Annotated in this window: 17 protein-coding genes and 1 tRNA gene; 7 read left to right on the forward strand and 11 right to left on the reverse strand. The window is 66.4% G+C overall.

The features are described 5' to 3' along the window. The first annotated feature begins 67 nt into the window (after nucleotides 1-67). A complete protein-coding gene (pbpG, locus tag KAQ61_RS04350) occupies nucleotides 68-1,195 on the forward strand; it encodes a D-alanyl-D-alanine endopeptidase (protein ID WP_042413339.1) in 1,128 nt (375 codons plus the stop codon). 135 nt (nucleotides 1,196-1,330) lie between these two features. On the opposite strand, the gene KAQ61_RS04355 is transcribed toward pbpG, so the two are convergent. The 5 genes from KAQ61_RS04355 to KAQ61_RS04375 form a co-directional block, all read right to left on the reverse strand. Further along, the gene (locus KAQ61_RS04355) at nucleotides 1,331-2,338 is read right to left on the reverse strand and encodes an NAD(P)H-quinone oxidoreductase (protein WP_244982978.1); all 1,008 of its coding nucleotides are present in this window, start codon (nucleotides 2,336-2,338) and stop codon (nucleotides 1,331-1,333) included. 83 nt (nucleotides 2,339-2,421) lie between these two features. Then, nucleotides 2,422-2,498 (reverse strand) — tRNA-Arg (locus tag KAQ61_RS04360). 166 nt (nucleotides 2,499-2,664) lie between these two features. Next, a complete protein-coding gene (locus KAQ61_RS04365; protein ID WP_210930613.1) occupies nucleotides 2,665-3,450 on the reverse strand; it encodes a YoaK family protein in 786 nt (261 codons plus the stop codon). Nucleotides 3,451-3,733: 283 nt separating this feature from the next. After that, nucleotides 3,734-3,991: a translation initiation factor IF-1 gene (gene infA, locus KAQ61_RS04370; RefSeq protein WP_042413330.1), complete on the reverse strand. Its 258-nt coding sequence runs from the start codon at nucleotides 3,989-3,991 to the stop codon at nucleotides 3,734-3,736. Between the two features lie 29 nt (nucleotides 3,992-4,020). After that, entirely contained in the window at nucleotides 4,021-4,239 is a 219-nt protein-coding gene (locus tag KAQ61_RS04375; protein ID WP_042413326.1) for a hypothetical protein, read from the reverse strand. 580 nt (nucleotides 4,240-4,819) lie between these two features. Between KAQ61_RS04375 and KAQ61_RS04380 the strand changes: the two genes are divergently transcribed. Further along, a complete protein-coding gene (locus KAQ61_RS04380; RefSeq protein WP_210930614.1) occupies nucleotides 4,820-6,001 on the forward strand; it encodes a GGDEF domain-containing protein in 1,182 nt (393 codons plus the stop codon). Nucleotides 6,002-6,178: 177 nt separating this feature from the next. Here KAQ61_RS04380 and KAQ61_RS04385 read toward each other — a convergent pair whose 3' ends face one another. Beyond that, entirely contained in the window at nucleotides 6,179-7,960 is a 1,782-nt protein-coding gene (locus tag KAQ61_RS04385) for a M14 family zinc carboxypeptidase (protein WP_210930615.1), read from the reverse strand. A gap of 232 nt (nucleotides 7,961-8,192) precedes the next feature. Then, nucleotides 8,193-10,106 (reverse strand): DEAD/DEAH box helicase, encoded by a 1,914-nt coding sequence (locus tag KAQ61_RS04390; protein ID WP_210930616.1) that lies wholly within the window; start codon nucleotides 10,104-10,106, stop codon nucleotides 8,193-8,195. Between the two features lie 274 nt (nucleotides 10,107-10,380). Between KAQ61_RS04390 and ettA the strand changes: the two genes are divergently transcribed. Continuing rightward, the gene (ettA, locus tag KAQ61_RS04395) at nucleotides 10,381-12,042 is read left to right on the forward strand and encodes an energy-dependent translational throttle protein EttA (protein ID WP_042413302.1); all 1,662 of its coding nucleotides are present in this window, start codon (nucleotides 10,381-10,383) and stop codon (nucleotides 12,040-12,042) included. Between the two features lie 343 nt (nucleotides 12,043-12,385). After that, nucleotides 12,386-13,375, forward strand: a complete 990-nt coding sequence (locus KAQ61_RS04400; RefSeq protein ID WP_210930617.1) for a Bug family tripartite tricarboxylate transporter substrate binding protein — start codon at nucleotides 12,386-12,388, stop codon at nucleotides 13,373-13,375. 163 nt (nucleotides 13,376-13,538) lie between these two features. Here the strand turns inward: KAQ61_RS04400 and KAQ61_RS04405 are convergent, their stop codons facing one another. Continuing rightward, a complete protein-coding gene (locus tag KAQ61_RS04405) occupies nucleotides 13,539-14,555 on the reverse strand; it encodes a P1 family peptidase (protein WP_244982979.1) in 1,017 nt (338 codons plus the stop codon). Between the two features lie 180 nt (nucleotides 14,556-14,735). Here KAQ61_RS04405 and KAQ61_RS04410 point away from each other — a divergent pair, with 180 nt between their 5' ends. Together KAQ61_RS04410 and KAQ61_RS04415 are read left to right on the forward strand one after the other, a co-directional pair. Then, on the forward strand, nucleotides 14,736-15,581 hold the full coding sequence (locus KAQ61_RS04410; RefSeq protein WP_210930618.1) for a MetQ/NlpA family ABC transporter substrate-binding protein: 846 nt from the start codon (nucleotides 14,736-14,738) through the stop codon (nucleotides 15,579-15,581). 250 nt (nucleotides 15,582-15,831) lie between these two features. Continuing rightward, entirely contained in the window at nucleotides 15,832-16,140 is a 309-nt protein-coding gene (locus KAQ61_RS04415) for a hypothetical protein (protein WP_210930619.1), read from the forward strand. Nucleotides 16,141-16,203: 63 nt separating this feature from the next. Here KAQ61_RS04415 and pntB read toward each other — a convergent pair whose 3' ends face one another. Then, nucleotides 16,204-17,613: a Re/Si-specific NAD(P)(+) transhydrogenase subunit beta gene (gene pntB / locus KAQ61_RS04420; RefSeq protein WP_210930620.1), complete on the reverse strand. Its 1,410-nt coding sequence runs from the start codon at nucleotides 17,611-17,613 to the stop codon at nucleotides 16,204-16,206. Between the two features lie 27 nt (nucleotides 17,614-17,640). Next, entirely contained in the window at nucleotides 17,641-19,221 is a 1,581-nt protein-coding gene (locus KAQ61_RS04425; protein WP_210931707.1) for a Re/Si-specific NAD(P)(+) transhydrogenase subunit alpha, read from the reverse strand. A gap of 398 nt (nucleotides 19,222-19,619) precedes the next feature. Between KAQ61_RS04425 and KAQ61_RS04430 the strand changes: the two genes are divergently transcribed. Further along, nucleotides 19,620-20,444, forward strand: coding sequence for a MetQ/NlpA family ABC transporter substrate-binding protein (locus tag KAQ61_RS04430; protein ID WP_042413291.1), 825 nt, complete (start codon nucleotides 19,620-19,622; stop codon nucleotides 20,442-20,444). 60 nt (nucleotides 20,445-20,504) lie between these two features. Here KAQ61_RS04430 and KAQ61_RS04435 read toward each other — a convergent pair whose 3' ends face one another. Beyond that, nucleotides 20,505-21,710, reverse strand: a complete 1,206-nt coding sequence (locus KAQ61_RS04435; protein ID WP_210930621.1) for a leucine-rich repeat-containing protein kinase family protein — start codon at nucleotides 21,708-21,710, stop codon at nucleotides 20,505-20,507. Nucleotides 21,711-21,718 lie beyond the last annotated feature (8 nt).

The raw sequence follows: 21,718 nt of genomic DNA on the forward strand, positions 1-21,718 counted from the left end.
CGTGAGTGCACGACTTTTTTGGTGGTTACCGGCACTTCTACCGTCGTCTGTTGTTTGGAGCACTTGCATGCACCACCGATCCTCTGTTGCGTATGCGCGCATCGCCAAAGCCTTGGCATTCCTGACACTCAGTTGCGCATTGGCCACCCCGGCCGCCTACGCATCCAAGACGGCACCTGCCAAAAAGACGGCCACTGCGTCCAAGCAGCAAAAAGCGCCCGTGGTGCGCAAGGCCGTGGCCCAGAAGTCTCCCGCCAGCTCCAGCCGCAAGGTGGCGGTGGCGCGTCCGGCCAAGGCCCAGCAGACCAAGGTCGCGGCCAAGCCCGCTGCACGTCGCACGGTCGCCGCGGCGGCGGCCGGTGCCGCTGCGGCCGCCGCCGTGGTGGCGCGTCCTTCGTTTGGCCAGTTGGCCGGCTTGCACCAGGTGTCCGATCCGCTGGACCTGAAGTCCAGCGTGGCCCTGGTCATGGACCAGGAGACCAGCGAGGTGCTGTTGCGCAAGAACGACCACGCCGTGCTGCCGATTGCGTCGATCACCAAGCTGATGACCGGCCTGCTGGTGGCCGAGGCCAAACTGCCGATGGATGAAATGATCACCATCACGCAGGAAGACGTGGACACCGAAAAGAACAGCAGCTCGCGCCTGCGCGTGGGCACCACGCTGACCCGTGGTGAGATGCTGCACCTGGCGCTGATGTCCAGCGAGAACCGTGCTGCGCATGCGCTGGGCCGCACCTACCCCGGGGGCCTGCAGCACTTTGTGCAGCTGATGAACATGAAGGCCAAGCTGCTGGGCATGTCGGAAACCCAGTTTGTCGAGCCCACCGGCCTGTCCAGCCGCAACCAGTCCAGCGCCCACGATCTGGCGACCCTGGTGAATGTGGCGCACTCCAACGCCCTGGTGCGCGAATTCTCGACCTCGCCCAGCTACGAAGTGGCCGTGGGCAACCGCACCCTGCAGTTCAACAACACCAACCGCCTGGTCAAGAGCGACCACTGGGAAATCGGCCTGCAAAAGACCGGCTACATCTCCGAAGCCGGCCGTTGCCTGGTGATGCAGGCCGAGGTGGCGGGCCGTAAGATCATCATGGTGTTCCTGGATTCGGTGGGCAAGTACAGCCGACTGGGCGACGCCGAGCGCGTGCGCAGCTGGGTGGAGGCCGGTGGCCACAGCCTGTTGGCGGCCAGCAAGTAAGTCTGCCGACGCGCCCAGAACTCATCTGAAAAGAGAGCTGCTGGCGCTTGTTGTGTGCCGGTTTAGGATGGAAAACATCCTGAAACCCAAACACAGCAAGCGCTGACAGCTCTCTTTTTTTGTTGGCTGCGGCGTTCAGCAGCGCAGCAGCAGCTTGCCGAAGGGTTGTTGCTGCTCGAAATGGCGGTGTGCCTGGGCCGCTTCGCGCAGCGGGTAGCTGCGCTCGATCAGCGGCAGCAACTGGCGCTGGGCAATCACCGGCAGCCAGCGCTGGGCAAAGCGCTGGGTCATGGCGGCCTTCTGCACCGGGGTCAGGGATTTCATCACCGTGCCTTCGATGCGCAGCCGGCGCGTCATCAGTACATCCATGGGCAGGCTGCCCTGGGCGCCACCCTGCAGGCCCAGCTGGATCAGGCGGCCCCCGGCTTCCAGGCTGCGCAGGTTGCGCTCCAGGTAAGGGGCGCCCATGTTGCAGATCACCACATCCACGCGCCCGCCGGGGACGTCGCGGGCAATCACTTCGGCGAAGTCCTGGCTGGCGTAGTCGATGGTGATGTCGGCGCCCAGGCTGTGCAGGCGTTCGTGCTTGCCGGCGCTGCTGGTGGTGACGATGGTGCGCGCGCCAGCCATGCGCGCCATCTGCATCAGCGAGGTGCCGACGCCGCCGCCCGCGCCGTGGACCAGCACGCGGGCGCCGGGCTGCATCTCGCCCAGGTGCAGCAGCACGTGGTGGGCGGTGACCATGGCCTCGGGGATGCACGCGGCCTCCTCATCGCTCAGGCTGTCGGGCGTGTGCATGGCCATGCCGGCATCGATGCGGGCGTATTCGGCATAGGCGCCGCCGCCGACAATCCCCATGACGCGGTCGCCGATGGCAAAGCCCTGGGCCTCGGGGCCGATGGCCACCACCTCGCCGGCCATCTCCAGGCCGATCACCGTGTCGCTGTCGCCAAATCCGGGCTGCTCGCCGTACTTGCCCTGGCGCCAGTTCATCTCGGCACGGTTCAAGCCGGCCGCGTGCACGCGCACCAGCAGGTCGTTGGGGCGCAGGCTGGGCAGCGGCATCGTGGTGGGCTGCAGGACCTCGGGGTCGCCGAACCCGTGGTGGGCGGCGGCCAGCATGGTGGTGGGCAGGGTGGGCATGGCTGTCTCGTTATGGTGGTTGCGGAAAACAAAAAAGCCGTGCGATGCAGGCATCGGACGGCTTATAGGGGCTGGTGCAGAGATGGCGCGGCGTACTGGAATCGAACCAGTGACCCACAGCTTAGAAGGCTGTTGCTCTATCCAACTGAGCTAACGCCACCGCGTTTGTATATCTGTGCCTGTAGCTTCATAAAGAGTAGCGTTTGATCGATCAAATGCGGAGTGCACCGCATTTGTAAAACGCCATCTTCATGACTGGGCGTCATTATGCCCCGATTTGGCGCTCCGCGGCCTGCAACAGGGGATGGGGCCGGGCGGGCGCATGCTCAGCGCTGGTGGAACCTGCGCCACAGGGCCTGCAGTTCCGTGGAGTGCGCGGCATCGCGCAGAAACGGCGGCACGGACAGGGCCAGCAGCAGCAGGGCCAGCGGCACCACGCAGAAAAAGCCAATGTGCTTGAAGCCCAGGGCCCCGGTGATGCCGCCCAGCACGAACATCGCGATCAGCCCGGCCGTCATGCGCATGCGGCGCCAGTCGTGCTGCACAGTGGGCAGGGCCGTGGCGGACTGCCGGCGCTGGCGGCGCCAGAACAGGGCCTTGCCCAGTTCCATGCCGAGGTCGGTGAAGTTGCCGGTCATGTGCGTGGTGCGCGTGCTGCCCCCCGAGGTTTTGGAGCCGACGGCATTTTGCAGGCCCATCATGAAGGACAGCAGCAGCACCGTCAGCGGCACGGCGAATGGGGTGTTCCAGTTCAGGGTGACGGTGCCCATCAGACCGAAGGGAAAGAGCATCAGTGCCTCCAGCATCAGGGGCAGGGCATAGACGCTGTACAGCTGGCGCTGGCGCCCCCAGTTGACCAGCACGGCGCACACGGCGGCGCCGGTCATGAAGGCCAGGATGGCGCCCAGGGCATTGAGCAGCAGCTTGCCGTTGTCCAGCACCAGGCTGTCGGCCAGTTGCGAGGCAAAGCCCGTCATGTGCGAGGTGTACATGCCGAGGATGAGGAAGCCGCCCGCATTCACGGCGCCGGCATTGAAGGCCAGCAGCAGCCCCAGGGCCATGTTGGTGGACGGTGCCCGGTGTCGGTTGGTCAGGTGGCGAAGTCTGCGCATTCCATCCCTGCAAACGTTGGTGGGGGCGGCCGGGGTGGCCGCTCTTGCATGTCGCCTGGAATTGTCGGTCAAATCCTACGAGGATGCAGGCGGGGCTGCCCCGGTGCTGCGAGACGGACCCACCGAGATGGATGGGGATGGTGTTTGCAGCATGAAACCCCTGCAGACCATTGCCTGGCAAGCGCAGCGCGCTATGCTTTCAAGATGCCCGTGGAGCGTGACATAGCGCACAAAACAAAGCCCGCTGCAGGGCGGGCTGAGAAGGATGCAATCGCCGGGGCGCTCAGCGGCGGCGCTGCGGGGCAGGGCTGCCGCTGCGTTGTTCGATGTGTCGGAATGTCAGTCGGCCCTTGTCCAGGTCGTAGGGGGACATTTCCAGGCTGACCTTGTCGCCAGCCAGCACGCGGATGCGGTGCTTGCGCATCTTACCGCCGGAGTAGGCGATCAACTGGTGTCCGTTGTCCAGGGTGACGCGAAAACGGGCATCGGGCAGCACTTCGTCCACCCGGCCTTGCATTTCAATCAGTTCTTCTTTGGCCAATGTGATTTCACTCCTCTGTGGTGGTGGTGTCAGCTCAGCTGGTTGCACAGCACCATGCTGCGGCCTTCTTGCAAGGCGTAGCGGGTGGCGCTGGCGCGCGAGTCGAACTGGTCGATGAAACGGAAGACGCGGTCATAGACGCCGCGGCGGATGGAGACCGCCGCAGACACTTTGCCGCTGGCGGTGGTGTGGGTGAGCGGGGTGACCACATAGTGGCCAACACGCTCGGTGATCGAAGCATGGTGCATGGTGTCGAAGCTGGCGCAGACCCTGAGCGGGTGGCAGCCAGGCAGAAAAGAATGGTTAAAAAATATCCCTTCGGAGTCGGCGAAGGGCAACGGCCCGGGGCGGGCGGCGGCTTGTGGGGGATGGCAATGTCTTGCTGGGGCGAAGCCCTGGGTGCGGCAGCGCGGTGCAGAGGCGCTGCCCAGGAGCCACAAGCCCAGCCCCTGAAAACCAAGGATTATAAAAGAAACTTACTTTATATGCAAGCCGCATAAAATGCCGCGCCGCTTGGGTGGTGCAGGTGGAAGGCAGGTGCCTGCGGGTTATCCGCCGGAAGAAGGAATGACTTGGGAGGGGATGCAGGCTTGGGGTTGGAAGGAAGTTTGATGGATGCTGGAAATGGATTTAGCGCTTATTAAAAATGCGATGGATGCTCATGAAAAAAGAGCAATCCTGGCGTGTGCGCTCCAACCCCGGCACACCTCAGCATTCGGTGCACGGGGTGCCTGATGCGGAGAATCCCCCCGTTCATGCAGGAAAACTGCTTGCCAAATGAGGCCAGCGTTAGACTTTGCGATTGCCCTTGATATTCGAGATCCATTTTTGCAAGCCAGCCAGTATTTCTCATTGATCGTGCCTGTGTGTGGGGTGCTGCTCGGCCTGGCCCTGGTCGTCTGCTGGACAGTGCTGCGTCAGCATCGCTACCTGCTGTGGCTGGCGGCGGCTTACATCCTGCCCGCAGTGCCGCTGGCGGCGCAGACCCTGATGAGCAACGAGCAACTGGCGCGCACGGCCGTGCTGCTGGGGGCGTTCTACCTGTCCGGCCTGTGGGCCATGGCCCAAGGCATGGCGCTCAAGTACGGGGGCGCGGCCCACCCCCGGCTGGCGGCGGCGGTGGGCGTGCTGGCGCTGGGGCTGCTGTATTACTTCTCGCAGGTCACCGACCAGTTGCGCATCCGCATCCTGGTGCTGAACCTGGCCATGGTGCTGCTGCTACTGCTGGGGGTGATGGCGGTGTACCGGCAGCGCCGGCCGGTGCACGGGCTGGAGCGCCTGCTGCGTGCCTCCTACCTGGTGTTCGTGGCGTATTCGGTGCTGCGCCCGGCGATCGTGGCTGTGTTCCTCTGGGAGGGTCCGCTGCCGGAGCTGTCGAGCTCGCCCCTGTGGCTGCTGATGCTGGCGGTCAACCTGCTGCTGAGCCTGTGGTTCATCGCCGTGCTGCTGGCCGTCAGTGTGCGCGAGATGTTCGTGATCCTGAAGCACGAGCGGGACCGCGATTCGCTGACCCAGCTGCTCAACCGCCGGGCTTTTTTCGAGCAGGCCCCGGCGCGCATGCGCCCGCCTGGCGGGCAGTGGGCCCTGGTGGTCTGCGATGTCGACCATTTCAAGCACATCAACGACAGCCTGGGCCATGGCATGGGCGACGAGGTGCTGAAGCTGGTGGCGCAGGTGCTGGTACAGCATGTGCGCCAGGACGATCTGGTGGTGCGCTTCGGGGGTGAGGAGTTTGTGCTGATGCTGCGCTGCACGGACCTGGAGGGCTCGGTGGCGGTGGTGCAGCGCATGCGCGAGCAGCTGGCCCTGGAGTCGCTGCGCCTGTTGCCCCAGCCGCTGACCGCCAGCTTCGGGGTGGTGCTGTGCGATGCCATGGCTTCGCTGCAGACGCTGCTGCGGCATGCCGATACCCTGTTGTACGAGGCCAAGCGGGCCGGGCGCAACCGCGTGGTCAGCAGCCTGGCGGCGCTGTCGTCCACCGCCGTGGCACCGGCCGTGGTGCAGGGCTGACCCATCGGGCGCTGTGGCGGCTGTCTATGAGTAAAAAGTGGCTGCAGCCCAGGTGCAGTGCGCGCTGATTGCTATCGTTGATGTAGTGTAAAAAAGCCCCGCGCTGGAAGCCAGTACGGGACTTTTTGTTTGAGCGCCGCTGCGGATGCGGCATGACGGACCCAGTCGCGCGGGGGCTCAATCCTCGTCGAACACGATGTTGGGCAGCGCCACCACCCGCGCCACGTCGCCCAGGCCGCTCAGCACACCGTGGCTCATGTAGCTGTACGGGGTGTCGGGCTCCAGGGCTGCTGCCGCCAGGTAGGCCAGGGGCTGGTTCATGCTGACGTAGTAGCTGCCGGGCGTGGCCTCCATGGCCGTGCGGGCCAGCGTGACATTCGCCGTGGGCGTGCTGGTGCCGGGTGTGGCGGCCTGGTAGGTCTCTACCTGCATGGGCGAGAGTTCGCCCACGCGCTGCACGATCACGCCCAGCATGCTCAGGCGCTCGGTGGCCTGCACGGCATTGGGCGACAGCCAGTAGCCGCAGGCCTGGTGGCGCTGGCGTGGTTGCACCATGCTCAGGCCGCTGGTCCAGGCCACGGGCTTTTGCACCAGCTGGGCGGTCTGGGCGTCCACCAGCGTCACTTCGCGCTGTTCCTGGCGCTGCTGGGCCTGCACGGTCAGCGTGCTGCGGCAGGCCTTGGATGCGACATCGCGCGCCACGAAGGCGCCCACCTGGCGCAGGTTGTCGGCGCGTTGGGCCGCGTTCTGCAGCACCGCCATCATCGCCTTGACCTGGCTGTGCACGCGGCGCTGGATGTGGGTGCGGCCCAGGTCGCTGCCGCGGCTTAGGGTTTCCATGCTGGCCATGTTCTTCAGGCTGGAGGCGTTGCGCAGCGTGGTGGGGGCCAGGCCGCCCATGGTAAAGCCGGCGGCAGCGTCGCTGCCGGTGGCCGTGAAGGCCCAGTCGGCACGCAGCCGCGCCTGACTGAGGGCTTGCACCACGGGCTCGTGCAGCCACTCGCGCGCGGCCTTGGTCACGAACTCGTGGGCGTTCGGCGTGACGCCGTACTGCAGGCTCATGTCGTTGGCGCGCACGGCAGCAAAGCGCTGCAGCGTGGGTTCGATGGCGGCGAATTCGCCGGCATCCAGCACGATGGCCGGGCGGTAGTCGCGCGCCAGCTTGGCCAGGAAGCGCGCTTCCGGTGTCTTGAGCAGCAGGTGGTCAAAACGCAGGTCCGTGCCGTCGGCGGTGGTGGCGCGGCCCTGGTCAAAGCCGTCGGGATTGGCGCGTGGCACCAGGATGATGTTGATCTTGTCCAGCAGTGGCGCCAGCAGACCGCCGGTGCCCAGCTCTTTGGCCAGGACCAGGGCGGCCTCGGTGGCTGCGGTGTCCGTGCCTTGCTGGCCGGCCACGATCATGACGCTGGGGCGCCCGCTTTCTTCCAGGGCCAGGGGCGAGATGCTGGGGCTCTGCGTGGCAATCAGCGCCAGGATGGGCGTGCCACTTTGCGCGCTGCCGCTGTTGAGCACGCCCAGCCGTGGGCCGCCGCTGGTGCTGGCCTGGCTCAACTCGCGAAGCAGCTCGGTCAGCTCGCTGTTGGTGGTCAGGCTGCGGCGCCCGTCGGACAGGCCGGGGGTGCTGTAACGCTCTGTGGGGTCGGGAAAGAGTTCGGCAATCGCGGCGCTGTAGGGCAGGGCCTCCAGCATGTTGCTGGGCGCCACCGGGGTGACGCTGGCCGCGGCAGGGCGGGGGCTGCCAGTATGGGTGCTGGCTGCCGGAGCCGGCGCGGCAGCTGGGGCCACTGCAGGAGGCTGCGGTCGGCTACCTGTCGAGGGCCAGGGTGGCAGCGGCGTGCTGGAGCAGGCTGCCAGGGCGAGTGCGGTGCCTGCCAGGGCCACGCGCGCGGCGTGGGTGGCGAAGGCGGTGCCTGGGCGTTCCTGGTACGGCGCGAAGACAGGGGCGAAGGGCTTTGTCATAGTGCTGTGAACCTCAGAAATCCAAGTGGAGGTGTGTGCCCGCCGGGCTGTGGCAGCCGCCGGGGGCACAGCGTGAGGGTGAAAATCGAAGCTGGGCGCATGTTAACGCCCAGGTTTTCTGTTGCCGTGTCAGTGCAAGGCGCTTGCCGTGTGGCGGGCCGCCGTGCGCACCGGTGTGTGCAGGCGGAGCCGGGCAAGCAGTGTCCAGCGGCGCAGCGCTGGACCACTGGGCTTAGCGGTTGAAGCCGCCGCCACCGCCGCCGCTGCGGCGGCGATTGCCGCCACCACCCATGCCGCCGCCGCCATTGTTGCCGCGGAAGCCACCGCCACCGGCGCGGCGTGGGCGTTCCATCATCAGGTCGATGCTGGTGCGGGTGGGGTCGGGCTGGGCCGAGCCACCGGCGCGGGGGCCGCGCGAGACAGGGTTGCCCAGCTGCGTGCCCAGGTGGGCATTGGGGCGCGGGGGTTGGTCTTCGAAGCGGCTGTTGCCGTAGTTGTCGCCGCCAGGCTGGCGGGCTGGGCGGGGTTGGCCACCGGCACTGGCGTGGCTGGCCGGGCCGCGTGGGGCTTCGGCGCCGCGTGGGTTGTCGCGCGAGGGACGCTGGCGCGAACGGTTGTAACCCTGGCCGCTGCGGCGTGGCTGGCCGTCCTGGTCCAAGGCTTCGGCACGGGGCGCGCGCTCGGCGTTGCCATCGGCACGGCCTTCGAAGTTGGTGCCGGCGTTGTCGCGGGGGGCAAAGCCCTGGCGTGCCGGGCGGCGCGCGCCGCCACGGCGTGCGCCTTGCGAGGCACCGGCCTCGCCATCGGCCGGCTGGCCTTCGGCACGGGGCGCACGCGGGTTGCGCTGACCGCCACGGTCGGACTGGGCGCTCTTGGTGGTGCGGATGCGCTCCATCATTTCCTGGCGGGCGGCCTTGGCGGCGGCTTGCATGACGTCGCGGCTCGGTGGCTTGCCGGCACCGCCCCAGATGGTCTGGCGGCCCATGGCGATGGGCTCGGCCTTCTCACCTTCGTCGGGACCAAAGCCTTCCAGGGGCACCACGGGGATTTCCTGCTTGGTGAAGCGTTCGATCTCCATCATGAAGCCTTCTTCGTCCATGCAGACCAGGCTCACGGCATGCCCTTCACGGCCCGCGCGGCCGGTGCGGCCGATGCGGTGCACGTAGTCTTCGGGCACGTTGGGGATCTCGTAGTTCACGACGTGCGGCAGCTCGTCGATGTCGATGCCGCGGGCCGCGATGTCGGTGGCCACCAGGGCGCGCAGTTCACCGGTCTTGAAGCCGGCCAGCGCCTGGGTGCGGGCGCTCTGGCTCTTGTTGCCGTGCAGCGCCATGGCGGTGACGCCATTCTTGGTCAGGAATTCGGCCACGTTGTTGGCGCCGAACTTGGTGCGCGTGAACACCAGCACCTGGTTCCACTGGTTGTCGTTGATGATGTGCAGCAGCACCTGCTTCTTCTTGGCGCGGCCCACGGGGTGGATCACCTGCTTGATGCGCTGCACCGTGGTGTTGCGTGGCGTGACCTGGATGCTCTCGGGGTTCTTGAGCAGGCCGTTGGCCAGGGCGCGGATGTCGTCGCTGAAGGTGGCCGAGAACAGCAGGCTTTGCTTGTTCGAGGGCACCAGGGCCAGGATCTTCTTCACGTCGTGGATGAAGCCCATGTCCAGCATGCGGTCGGCTTCGTCCAGCACCAGCACTTCGACCTGGGACAGGTCCATGAAGCCTTGCTGCTGCAGGTCCAGCAGGCGGCCGGGGGTGGCCACCAGGATGTCCACGCCCTTGCGGATGCGGTCGATCTGGGGCTTCATGCCCACGCCCCCGAAGATCACGGTGGAGCTGATGTCCAGGTACTTGGAGTAGCCGCGGATGTTTTCTTCAATCTGCGCGGCCAGTTCGCGGGTGGGCGTCAGGATCAGGGCGCGGATGCCACCGGCGGGGTGGCTGGTGCCGCCCTGGGTCAGGCGGTGCAGGATGGGCAGCGAGAAGGCGGCCGTCTTGCCGGTTCCGGTCTGTGCGCCGGCCAGCAGGTCCTTGCCAGTCAACACGGCGGGGATGGCCTGGGCCTGGATTGGGGTTGGGTTTTCGTAGCCCTGCTCGAGCACTGCCTTGACGATGGCAGGTGCCAGGTTCAATTCTTCAAATGTCATTGTTGTCGATACGCCCATCCGGGCGCGGGGTATCAGCCTGTCGCAGCAACCGCAGCGGTTGCCCAGCCAGTCGTAGGCAGATGAGATTCACAGGAAGTGGGAGCCGGAATCGCTTGGGTTGGCGAGCCTTCGTCCCCAGCTGAATGCTGATGCCAAGGGGAAACTGGAGCCCCTGACGGTGGGTATTGTCGCATGCGGAGATAATCAGTGGTTGGGGCGCCTGTGCAATGAGCGCCAAATTTGTATTTTTTTAAAAGAATCTGCTGACAAACACATGGCTCAATACGTCTTTTCGATGAACCACCTGACCAAGACGGTGCCCCCCAAGCGCCAGATCTTGAAGGACATTTCGCTCAGTTTCTTCCCCGGCGCCAAGATCGGCGTGCTGGGTCTGAATGGCTCGGGCAAGTCTTCGCTGCTGAAGATCATGGCCGGCGTGGACAAGGAGTTCGAAGGCGAAGCCATTCCCATGCAGGGCCTGTCCATCGGCTACCTGCCGCAGGAGCCCCAGCTCAACCCCGAGCACACCGTGCGCCAGGCCGTCGAAGAAGCCATGGCCGAGGTGAACAACGCCAAGGCCCGCCTGGAAGAGGTGTATGCGGCCTACGCCGAGGAAGATGCCGACTTTGACGCGCTGGCGGCCGAGCAGGGCGAGCTGGAGGCCATCATTGCCGCCGCTGGCACCGACTCCGAGCACCAACTGGAAATCGCGGCCGATGCGCTGCGCCTGCCCGCCTGGGATGCCAAGGTGGGCCTGCTGTCCGGTGGTGAAAAGCGCCGCGTGGCGCTGTGCAAGCTGCTGCTGTCCAAGCCCGACATGCTGCTGCTGGACGAACCCACCAACCACTTGGACGCCGAGTCCGTGGACTGGCTGGAGCAGTTCCTGCACCGCTTCTCCGGCACCGTGGTGGCCATCACCCACGACCGCTACTTCCTGGACAACGCCGCCGAGTGGATTCTGGAACTGGACCGTGGTCACGGGATTCCCTACAAGGGCAACTACTCCGACTGGCTGATCCAGAAGGGCAACCGCCTGGAAGCCGAGCAAAAGGGCGAGGAAGCGCGCGCCAAGGCCCTGAAGAAGGAGCTGGAGTGGGTGCGCCAGAACGCCAAGGGCCGCCAGGCCAAGTCCAAGGCGCGTATTGCACGCTTCGAGGAACTGAGCGATTACGAATACCAGCGCCGCAACGAAACCCAGGAAATCTTCATTCCTGTGGCTGAACGTCTGGGCTCCAAGGTCATCGAGTTCCACAACGTCTCCAAGGCGTTTGGCGACCGTCTGCTGATCGACAACCTGTCGATGAACATTCCGGCTGGCGCCATCGTCGGCATCATCGGTCCCAACGGCGCTGGTAAGTCGACCCTGTTCAAGCTGATCGCCGGCAAGGAACAACCCGATTCCGGCACCGTGGAAATCGGCCAGACCGTGAAGATGGCCTTCGTCGACCAGCACCGCGATGCGCTGGCCGACGAGAAGACCGTGTGGGAAGACATCTCCGGTGGTCTGGACATGATCAACGTGGGCAAGTTCACCATGGCGTCGCGCGCCTACGCCGGCCGCTTCAACTTCAACGGCCAGGACCAGCAAAAGAAGGTCGGCATGCTGTCGGGTGGTGAGCGTGGCCGTCTGCACTTGGCCAAGACCCTGATCCAGGGCGGCAACGTGCTGCTGCTGGACGAACCCTCGAACGACTTGGACGTGGAAACCCTGCGTGCGCTGGAAGACGCGCTGCTGGAGTACGCCGGTACCGTGCTGGTGATCTCGCACGATCGTTGGTTCCTGGACCGTATCGCCACGCACATCCTGGCGGCCGAAGGTGACTCGCAGTGGGTGTTCTTCGACGGCAACTACCAGGAGTACGAGGCCGACAAGAAGAAGCGCCTGGGCGAAGAGGGCGCTGCCCCCAAGCGCTTCCGCTACAAGGCCCTCAAGTAATTGTTGTGCCCTGCATCAAAGGCTCCTTCGGGAGCCTTTTTGCATGGTGGCTGGCCTTGGGGGTACAGGCATCCGTGGGTGGGATGCGCACTGCGTCTGCGTTGCGATCAAACACCCACGCGGCGAGGAAGCCATGGGGTCATGGGCGCCGGTGCTGCAACCTGCAACCCATCCGCTGGCGATGGGGGGCTGCCGGTGGGATGGCGGCCAGGGTGTACCCAGGCGGGGTTAACCCCCTCGGGAAAGTCGCCACATCGTCGGTATAAAGACACTCCTTGATATCCATCAAGCGCCACGCTGACGCCAAGTGTGGCCGCCATAACGATCACAGGAGACTTTCCCCATGCGCTTTGATTTTTCGCTTTCCCGCCGTGCGTGCGCCCAGTTGGGCATGGGTGTGCTGGCTGCTGCCGCTGTGTGCAGCAGCTGGGCCTCGGACTACCCCAACAAGCCGGTGCGCGTGGTGGTGGGTTTTTCCGCCGGGGGGACCACCGACGTGGTGGCCCGCATCATGGCCAAGGAGCTGACAGAGTCCCTGGGACAGTCCTTCATCGTGGAAAACCGGCCCGGCGGGGGCAGCAACATCGCCACCGAAGCCGTTAAGGCCGCAGCCCCCGATGGCTACACCCTGCTTTTCGTGGCGGTGACCAGTGCCATCAACCAGACGCTGTACCCGAACGTGAAGTTCGATCTGAACCGCGACTTCGAGGCCGTGGCCCTGGGCGCCAAGGTGCCCAACATCCTGGTGGTGCACCCCAGCGTGCCGGCCAACAACGTCAAGGAGTTCATCGCCTGGGCGCGGGCCAACAACGACAAGATTTCCTACGCCTCCTCGGGCAGCGGCACCTCCATCCACATGGCGGGCGAGATGTTCAAGGTGCGCACGGGCCTGAAAACCCAGCACATTCCGTACAAGGGCAGTGCGCCGGCGGTGACGGATTTGATCGGCGGGCAGGTGCAGTTCATGTTCGACAACATGCCCGCTTCGTGGCCGCATGTGCAGTCGGGCAAGCTCAAGGCCCTGGCGGTGACCACCAAGACCCGCTCGCCCTCGGCGCCCGATGTGCCCACGCTGGAGGAAAGCGGCGTGGCGCCGTTCGATGTGACCTCGTGGTTCGGCCTGATCGCGCCCAAGGGCACACCCAAGGAGGTGGTGGACAAGCTGAACAAGGCCATGAATACCGCGTTTGACAAGCCCGAGGTGCAGCAGGCCTATGCCAAGCTGGGGGCCGTGTCGCAGAAGAACACGCCGCAGGACTTTGGCAACTTCATCCGCCAGGAGGTGCAGACCTGGGCGCCGGTGGTCAAGGCCTCGGGCGCCACGGTGGACTGAACGGCTAGGGCGGCCCGCTGGGGCCGCCGGGAGGGCGCGTGCGGCCAGCGCGGCGCGTGTTCTTCATCTATGAGAGCAGGCAGCGTGCGATGGCTATGGGGTTCAGGCAGTTTTGATGCTGAATCCCTTGTGCATCCAGCGCTGCCTGCTCTTTTTTTATGGATCAAGCGTGGGCGCGCGCCTGCCAGTCGGCCCAGCTGGGCAGGCGTTCCTGGCCGGCCACGTCCACCGACTGCGCCAGCAAAATGGCGCGTGCCGTGGCCAGGGCCACGGCCTCGGCGGCCAGGGTGAACAGCGTCATCAGCCCCAGGCTGCGCCCCGACTGGCCCGTGCCCAGGGCAAACAGGGTGTCGCCGTCGCTCATGGTGTGCACCGGGTTGATGGCGCGCGCCAGCCCGTCGTGGGCCACGGTGGCCAGGCGCTGGGCCTGGGGCTTGGTGATCTGGGCATCGGTGGCCACCACGCCGAGGGTGGTGTTGCTGCCGGCCAGGATGGCGCTGGGCGCCTCGCCGCGCAGCAGCGCGTCGCGCGCGCCCAGCAACTGCTGGCCATCGGCGGTGCGGGCGCCGGCCAGCAGCTGGCCGGTGTGCGGGTGGTAGACATCGCCCAGCGCATTGCAGGCCACCAGCGCGCCCACGGTCACGCCGTCCACGGTGAAGCTGGCGGTGCCGATGCCGCCCTTCATGGCCCGCGCGTGGCCGAAGATCTTGCCCACCACGGCCCCGGCGCCCGCGCCCACGCTGCCTTCGGCCGGGCGCTCATGGCTGGCGGCCTGGCAGGCCGCGTAGCCCGCGGCGGCATCGGGGCGGATGCGCATGTCGCCCAGCATCACGTCAAACAGCACGGCCGCCGGCACCAGCGGGATGCGGCCCACGCCGATGTCCAGTCCGGCGCCTTGCTCCTCCAGCCAGCGCACCGTGCCACTGGCGGCATCCAGCCCCCAGGCGCTGCCGCCGGACAGGGTGATGCCGTGCACCTGCTGCACCAGGTGGCTGGGGTCCAGCAGATCGGTCTCGCGCGTGCCGGGGGCGGCGCCGCGCACATCCACGCCCCCCACGGCCCCCTGCGGGCACAGCACCACGCTGCAGCCCGTGGGGCGGCGCGGGTCGGTGAAGTGGCCCACCTGGATGCCCTGTACCCGGGCGATGTGCCCGTCATGTGCCAAAAGCGTTGCGGTCAATGTGCACCTCGTCGTGGTCAAGTGGCTGGTTTATAGCGAACGGGAATAAATAGATGGTTTTTTAATCTTTGGGGTTTACCCTGAATGTCGGCATACTGCATGCCGATAAACGGTCTGGTCCATCCGCGTGGACACGCATTCTCGCGCAGGCCGGTCACTGCATTCCCAGGGAGTCACCACATGTTTGATCGCAATTCCTTCCAGGCGGGCGCTGCCGGCCGCCGTGCCGTGCTGACCGCCGCCGCGCTGGCCGTGGCCGGCATCCTGGCCGGCCCGGCCATGGCCCAGGACGCTGCCAAGAAGCAGCTGCGCATTGGCGCCACCGCCGGCTCCAACTACGACCTGCTGCAAGAAGGCATCGTGCCCCAGCTCAAGGCCAAGGGTTACACCGTCAAGCTGATCGAGTTCAACGACTATGTGCAGCCCAACCTGGCGCTGGACGATGGTTCGCTGGATGCCAACTTCTTCCAGCACCGCGCCTATTTCGACCAGTTCACCACCGACCGCAAGCTCAAGCTGACGGCCATCGTGCAAGGCCCCGTGGCCCCCATGGGCGTCTACTCCAAGAAGTTCAAGAGCATCAACGAGCTGAAGGCTGGCGCCCGCGTGGCCCTGCCCAACGACCCCAGCAACCTGGCGCGTGCGCTGCTGGTGCTGCAGAACGCCGGCCTCATCAAGATCAAGGACGGTGTGAACCCCGCCCGCGTGTCCGAGCTGGACCTGGCCGAGAACAAGCACAAGCTCAAGTTCCTGCCCCTGGATGCGGCCCACCTGCCCCGCGCCCTGGAAGACGCGGACTTCGTGGTGGTCAACGGCAACTTCGCCATGTCCTCGGGCCTGAAGCTGACGGAAGCCGTGATCCTGGAAAAGACCCCCGACCAGTACCTGAACGTGGTGGCCGTCAAGACCGGCAACGAAACCGCCCAGTGGGCCAAGGACCTGGCCGAGGCCTACCGCTCGCCCGCCTTCAAGCAGGTGGTGGACACCAAGTTCGTGGGCTACATGAAGCCTGCGTTCCTGCAGTGAGGTGGGCCCGCGCGGCCGACGGGTCCTGACCAAGCAGCCTGCGGGCTGCTTTTTTTGTGGCCGTCCGCCGGCACTGCCGGCCCGTGGGGCACCCTGGTGGAGGTACGGCTGGCGAGGTAGGCGGGGCGCAGGGCCTGCCCCGTCCGGTGCACAGGCCCACGCTGTAAGCGGCGCACACGGCTTTTACAAAATGTGGCGCGTTTTCGGGCCTAGGCTTGCGGCGTCAGCCACCACTGTGAAGCACCGCACCATGCCACGAATCCTTGCCACGATGGGTCTGCCCGTTCTCCTGTTGGCCCTGCCGTTCACCAGCTGGGCGGGAGATGACGACGACCACCGCCACTACCGCAAGCACGAACACCGCCACCACGCGCACAAGCAAGAGTTCTGGGATGGCCAGTGCAAGGTCAAGCGCGAGTGGAAGAAGAACGGCGAGTACAAGGAAAAGCGCAAATGCAAGGACCGCCCCGTGGTCTACCAGCAGCCCTACCCTGTGTACGTCGCGCCCTTGCCCCTCCAGGGGGTGGTGATCCAGTCGCAGATCCACCTGCGCCCCTGACGCGCGGGCCGCGGCCGGCCCTGGTGCCCACTGCAGTGCCGGCGGGCGGCGCAGCGGCCGTGCTCAGGCGCGCAGCGCCGTCAGCACCTCGTCCAGCATCTTCTTGGCGTCGCCAAACAGCATGCGGTTGTTGTCCTTGTAGAACAGCGGGTTGTCCACGCCGGCATAGCCGGAGGCCATGGACCGCTTCATGACGACGGACTGCCGGGCACGCCAGACTTCCAGCACCGGCATGCCGGCAATCGGGCTGGCCGGATCGTCCTGGGCGGCCGGGTTCACGATGTCGTTGGCGCCGATCACCATGGCCACATCGGCCTCGGGGAAGTCGTCGTTGATCTCGTCCATTTCCATCACGATGTCGTAGGGCACCTTGGCCTCGGCCAGCAGCACATTCATGTGGCCGGGCATGCGCCCGGCCACGGGGTGGATGGCGAACTGCACCTGCACGCCCTTGGCGCGCAGGGCCTTGGTGATCTCGTTGACCGTGTGCTGGGCCTGGGCCACGGCCATGCCGTAGCCGGGCACGATGATGACGCGTTTGGCTTCGCGCAGCAGGTCGGCCGTCTCCATGGCGCTGATGGCGGTGACCTCGCCCTGGGGCTGGGCGGTGGCATCGCCCGTCTTGGCCGGTGCGCCTGAGCCAAAGCCGCCGGCAATCACGCTCAGGAAGTTGCGGTTCATGGCCTGGCACATGATGTAGCTCAGGATGGCACCCGAGGAGCCCACCAGCGCGCCTGTGACGATCAGCAGGTCGTTGCCCAGCATGAAGCCCGTGGCCGCTGCGGCCCAGCCCGAGTAGCTGTTGAGCATGGACACCACCACGGGCATGTCGGCGCCGCCGATGGCCATGACCATGTGGATGCCGAACAGCAGGGCTATGGCGGTCATCACAACCAGCGGCAGCATGCCCTGGGCGATGGTTTCGGCGCCCAGGAATTCGCGGCCGAACCCGATCACCAGCAGCAGGGCCGCCAGGTTGAGCCAGTGGCGCGCCGGCAGCAGCAGCGGCTTGCCGCCAATGCGGCCGTTGAGCTTGCCGAAGGCGATCAGCGAACCCGAGAAGGTCACGGCACCGATCAGGATGCCGACATAGATCTCCACCTCGTGGATCAACTGCTCGGCGCCTTGCAGCGGGGTGGAGGTATCGACGTAGCTGGCAAAGCCGACCAGGCAGGCGGCCAGGCCGACCAGGCTGTGCATCAGCGCCACCAGCTCGGGCATCTGCGTCATCTTCACGACCTTGGCCGCGTACAGGCCGATGCCGCCGCCGACGACCAGGGCGCCGACGATCCAGGCCATGCCCTCGGCACTGACGCGCGGGCCGAACACGGTGGCCAGCACGGCCAGGGCCATGCCGACCATGCCGAACAGATTGCCGCGGCGCGAGGTTTCGGGGTTGGACAGGCCACCCAGGCTCAGGATGAACAAAATGGCGGCGCCCAGGTAGGCCACCGTTGCGAGACTTTGGGACATGGTGTTGCTCTCTGGTGCTCGTGCTTGTTATTTGCGGAACATGGCCAGCATGCGGCGCGTGACGGCAAAGCCGCCGAACATATTGATAGCTGTCAGCACAAGCGCAGCAAGGGCCAGCCAGCGAATTAGCTCATCCGGCCGTCCCGTGCCGGCCGTGCCCGGCGGCGCAATCTGCACCAGGGCGCCGAGGGCGATGATGCTGGAGATGGCATTGGTCACGCTCATCAGCGGCGTGTGCAGGGCCGGCGTTACGTTCCAGACCACCATGTAGCCGATGAAACAGGCCAGCACGAACACCGTGAAGTGCCCCAGGAAGGCCGCCGGCGCATAGGCGCCGATGCCCCAGAACGCCAGGGCCACCACGGCAAACAGGAGGGCCAGCGTCTTGGCTGGCAGCGGGCCGCTGCTGCCGTGGCCGTGGCCGCCTTTCTTCTTGGTCTCGGCCGCCGGCGTGGCTGCGGTGGCGGTGGACGGTGCGGGTTTGGGTGCGACCACTAGTGGGGGCGCTGGCCAGGTGATGGCGCCGTCCTTGATCACCGTGAGGCCGCGGATCGCGTCGTCCTCCATGTTGACCACGGCCACGCCGTTCTTGGCCTTGCACAGCTCCTCGGTCAGGCGCAGCAGGTTGGTGGCGTACAGCGTGGACGACTGCTTGGCCAGGCGCGAGGCCAGGTCGGTGTAGCCGATGATGGTGACGCCGTAGCGCACCAGGGCTTCGTCGGCCACGGTCAGCTCGCAGTTGCCGCCTTGTTCGGCCGCCATGTCCACGATCACGCTGCCGGGCTTCATGCTGCGCACCATCTCGGCCGTGATCAGCTTGGGGGCCGGCTTGCCGGGGATCAGCGCCGTGGTGATGATGATGTCGGCATCCTGGGCCTGCTGCGCATACATCTGGCGTTGCGCGGCCTGGAAGCCCTCGCTCATCACCTTGGCGTAGCCGCCGCCGCCTGCGCCGTCTTCCTCGTAGTCGACCTTGACGAACTCGCCGCCCAGCGAGGTGACCTGGTCGGCCACCTCGGCGCGCGTGTCGTTGGCGCGCACGATGGCGCCCATGTTGGCGGCCGTGCCAATCGCCGACAGGCCGGCCACGCCGGCCCCGGCAATGAACACCTTGGCCGGGGGCACCTTGCCGGCCGCGGTGATCTGGCCGTTGAAGAAGCGGCCAAAGGCGTTCGCCGCCTCGATCACGGCGCGGTAGCCGGAGACGCCGGCCATGGAGGTCAGCGCATCCATCTTCTGGGCGCGCGACAGCGTGCGCGGCAGCGCATCGATGGCCAGCACCGTCACCTGCCGGGCGGCCAGCTGCTGCATCAGCTCGGGGTTCTGCGCCGGCCAAATGAAGTCGATCAGGATCTGGCCGGGGTGCATCAGCGCGACCTCGTCGGCCGTGGGCGGGCGCACCTTGAAGACGATGTCGGCGGCCTGCCAGACCGCGGCGGCACTGGGCAGCACCTCGGCCCCGGCGGCGCGGTAGGTGTCGTCGCTGAAGTTGGCGGCATCGCCGGCGCCGGTCTCGATGGCGACCGCAAAGCCCAGCTGGCGCAGTTTTTCCACCACATCGGGCACGGTGGCCACGCGCTTTTCGCGTGGGAAGGTTTCGCGGAGCACCCCGATGCGTTGCGGGGCGGGGTGGGCGGTGTCTTGCGTCAAGGCCGTCTCCTGGTGGGGTGTTGGGGGTACGTGCGCCGGTCAGGGCGCAGGGCAGCAACCGGGCTGCTCTTGCGATGCACTCTACGGGTGTCGCTGCAGAAAAGATAGGCGGGCTTGCGGGGTGTCGTTGATTTGCCGCGGCGCGCGGCCCCTCCCCGGTTGGGTGTCCCGCATGCGCCATGGTGCCGCTGGGGAGTGCCTGCTGGGTGATCCAGGGAGCGACTGTTAATGCGTTCTGGGTATATGCAGCGTATTTTTTATTCGTTGGGATTTGAAGGACGCCTGCGGATACTGCAGGACATCAGCGCGCACCCCCAGGTCGCGTGATGCACAAACCTTCAGGAGGCAAGACCCATATGTTCCGTTTCAATCCCCAGCGCCGCGCTGCCGTGGCTTTCACCCTGGCACTGGCCAGCCTGGCCGCCAGCCCCGCCATGGCGCAGGACGCCAGCAAGCCCCAGCTCGTCATCGGCGGCACGGCCGGCTCCAACATCGACCAGCTGCAGTCGGGCATCGTGCCCCTGCTCAAGGCCAAGGGCTACAAGGTCAAGCTGGTGGAGTTCAACGACTACGTGCAGCCCAACCTGGCGTTGGCCGATGGTTCACTCGATGCCAACTTCTTCCAGCATGAGGTGTATTTCAACCAGTTCAAGGGTGACCGCAAGCTGGACCTGAAGGCCCTGGTGCAGGGCCCGATCGCGCCCATGGGCGTGTATTCCAAGCAGCGCAAGAGCCTGGCGGAGCTGAAGGAAGGCGACCGCGTGGCCCTGCCCAACGACCCCAGCAACCTGGCGCGCGGCATCCTGCTGCTGCAGCAGGCCGGGCTGGTCAAGCTCAAGGAGGGGGTGAACCCGCTGCGCGTGTCCGAGCTGGACCTGGCCGCCAACCCCAAGAAGATCAAGCTGGTGCCGCTGGATGCCGCCCACCTGCCGCGGGCGCTGGAGGATACGCAGTTCGCCATCATCAACGGCAACTTCGCCATCTCCTCGGGCCTGAAGCTCAGCGATGCCGTGCTGCTGGAAAAGACCCCCGACCACTACCTGAACGTGGTGGCCGTCAAGACCAAGGACCAGGGCGCGCAATGGGCCAAGGACCTGGAACAGGCCTTCCGTTCGCAGGAGTTCAAGCAGGTGGTGGACAAGCAGTTTGCCGGCTATGCCAAGCCCGCCTTCCTGCAGTAACGATTTTCTTGGCGTGTGTGAAAGTACTTGGGCTGCCTTCGGGCAGCCCTTTTTTATGGCTCAGGCGCAACGGGCCAGGACCTCGGCCTCCAGGTGCGCGAAGGCGCGCCACTCCAGGGCCTGCAGCTGCGCCACCTGGTCGCGGGGCAGATCGTGGGTCAGCGCGGCCGCGCCCAGGTCGCTGAGCATGGCCTCGCCCGTGGCCGGGTCCCACAGGATGTTGTGGGCGTACAGGTCGCCATGCAGCACACCGTGGTCGTGCAGGTGCTGCACCGCGCTGCGCACGCCGGCCAGCAGGCGCTGGGCGGTGGCGGGCGTGAAGGCCGTGTCCGGTGCATAGACATCGCGCGTGCAGCTGTCCAGGCTGGGTGGGCCGGCCAGGTTGCGCAGGCTGGCCGGCAGCAGGGGCAAGGCCATGGCCAGCCGACCGTCCGGGTGGCCGTCCACCCGGGCCAGGGGCGTGAGCAGCTGCGGGTGCTGGCCCGCGGCCAGGCCGGCCGCCAGTTCGGACTGCGGGCTGCCGTCGCTGGTGGCGGCGGCCTTGAACACCTTGAGCGCGATGGCCGTCCCGCTGTCGTTGCAGGTGGCCTGGTGGATGTGGCCGCTGGCGCCTTCGCCCAGTTGTGCACCCAGGCTGAGTTGGGGATAAGAAATGGCCGTTTTCGCAGATACAGCCAGCGCGGACAGCTCACTTTCTTGCGTCAACGGGTTGCCAGCGATCGCCACCCAGGCCAGCGCCGGCAGCTGCCACAGCGTGGCGGGCAGCGTGGTGAAGCGGTTGCCGGCGATGCGCAGCAGCTCCAGCCTTTGGCAGGCGCGCAGGTCCGGCAGGTCCGTGAGCTGGTTGCACGACAGCATCAGCTTTTGCAGGCGTAGGCGCTGGCCCAGGCTGGCGGGCAGCGCACGGAGCTGGTTGTCGGTCAGGATCAGCCAGCGCAGGCGCGGTGGCAGGCTGGCCTCGGGCACATGGGCAATCCGGCAGGCCTTGAAGCCCACCATCTCCAGCGCGGGCATCTGGCCCAGCACCGCCGGCAGTTCGGTGAAGGGGTTGTGGGAAGCAAACAGGATGCGCAGTTGGTGCAGGCGTGGCAGGTCCGCGGGCAGCTGCTGCAGCTGGTTGTGGGAGAGGTCCAGCACCTCCAGCGAGTCGGCCAGCGCATACAGCGCCGGTGGAAACTCCGTCAGCGCATCGCTGAGCTGGATGTGGCGGGCGCCGGCCAACCGGCCCTCGGCCAGCTGCGCGTGAAATTGCTTGAGCGTCATCATGAGGGCCG

Source organism: Comamonas aquatica (assembly GCF_018064205.1).
Classification (GTDB): domain Bacteria; phylum Pseudomonadota; class Gammaproteobacteria; order Burkholderiales; family Burkholderiaceae_C; genus Comamonas; species Comamonas aquatica.

Coding starts and splice junctions, on each gene's coding strand:
- pbpG (WP_042413339.1), top strand. CDS start 68: ATGCACCACCGATCCTCTGTTGCGTATGCGCGCATCGCCAAAGCCTTG.
- KAQ61_RS04355 (WP_244982978.1), bottom strand. CDS start 2,338: ATGCCCACCCTGCCCACCACCATGCTGGCCGCCGCCCACCACGGGTTC.
- KAQ61_RS04365 (WP_210930613.1), bottom strand. CDS start 3,450: ATGCGCAGACTTCGCCACCTGACCAACCGACACCGGGCACCGTCCACC.
- KAQ61_RS04375 (WP_042413326.1), bottom strand. CDS start 4,239: ATGCACCATGCTTCGATCACCGAGCGTGTTGGCCACTATGTGGTCACC.
- KAQ61_RS04385 (WP_210930615.1), bottom strand. CDS start 7,960: ATGACAAAGCCCTTCGCCCCTGTCTTCGCGCCGTACCAGGAACGCCCA.
- KAQ61_RS04390 (WP_210930616.1), bottom strand. CDS start 10,106: ATGACATTTGAAGAATTGAACCTGGCACCTGCCATCGTCAAGGCAGTG.
- ettA (WP_042413302.1), top strand. CDS start 10,381: ATGGCTCAATACGTCTTTTCGATGAACCACCTGACCAAGACGGTGCCC.
- KAQ61_RS04400 (WP_210930617.1), top strand. CDS start 12,386: ATGCGCTTTGATTTTTCGCTTTCCCGCCGTGCGTGCGCCCAGTTGGGC.
- KAQ61_RS04410 (WP_210930618.1), top strand. CDS start 14,736: ATGTTTGATCGCAATTCCTTCCAGGCGGGCGCTGCCGGCCGCCGTGCC.
- KAQ61_RS04415 (WP_210930619.1), top strand. CDS start 15,832: ATGCCACGAATCCTTGCCACGATGGGTCTGCCCGTTCTCCTGTTGGCC.
- pntB (WP_210930620.1), bottom strand. CDS start 17,613: ATGTCCCAAAGTCTCGCAACGGTGGCCTACCTGGGCGCCGCCATTTTG.
- KAQ61_RS04430 (WP_042413291.1), top strand. CDS start 19,620: ATGTTCCGTTTCAATCCCCAGCGCCGCGCTGCCGTGGCTTTCACCCTG.
- KAQ61_RS04435 (WP_210930621.1), bottom strand. CDS start 21,710: ATGATGACGCTCAAGCAATTTCACGCGCAGCTGGCCGAGGGCCGGTTG.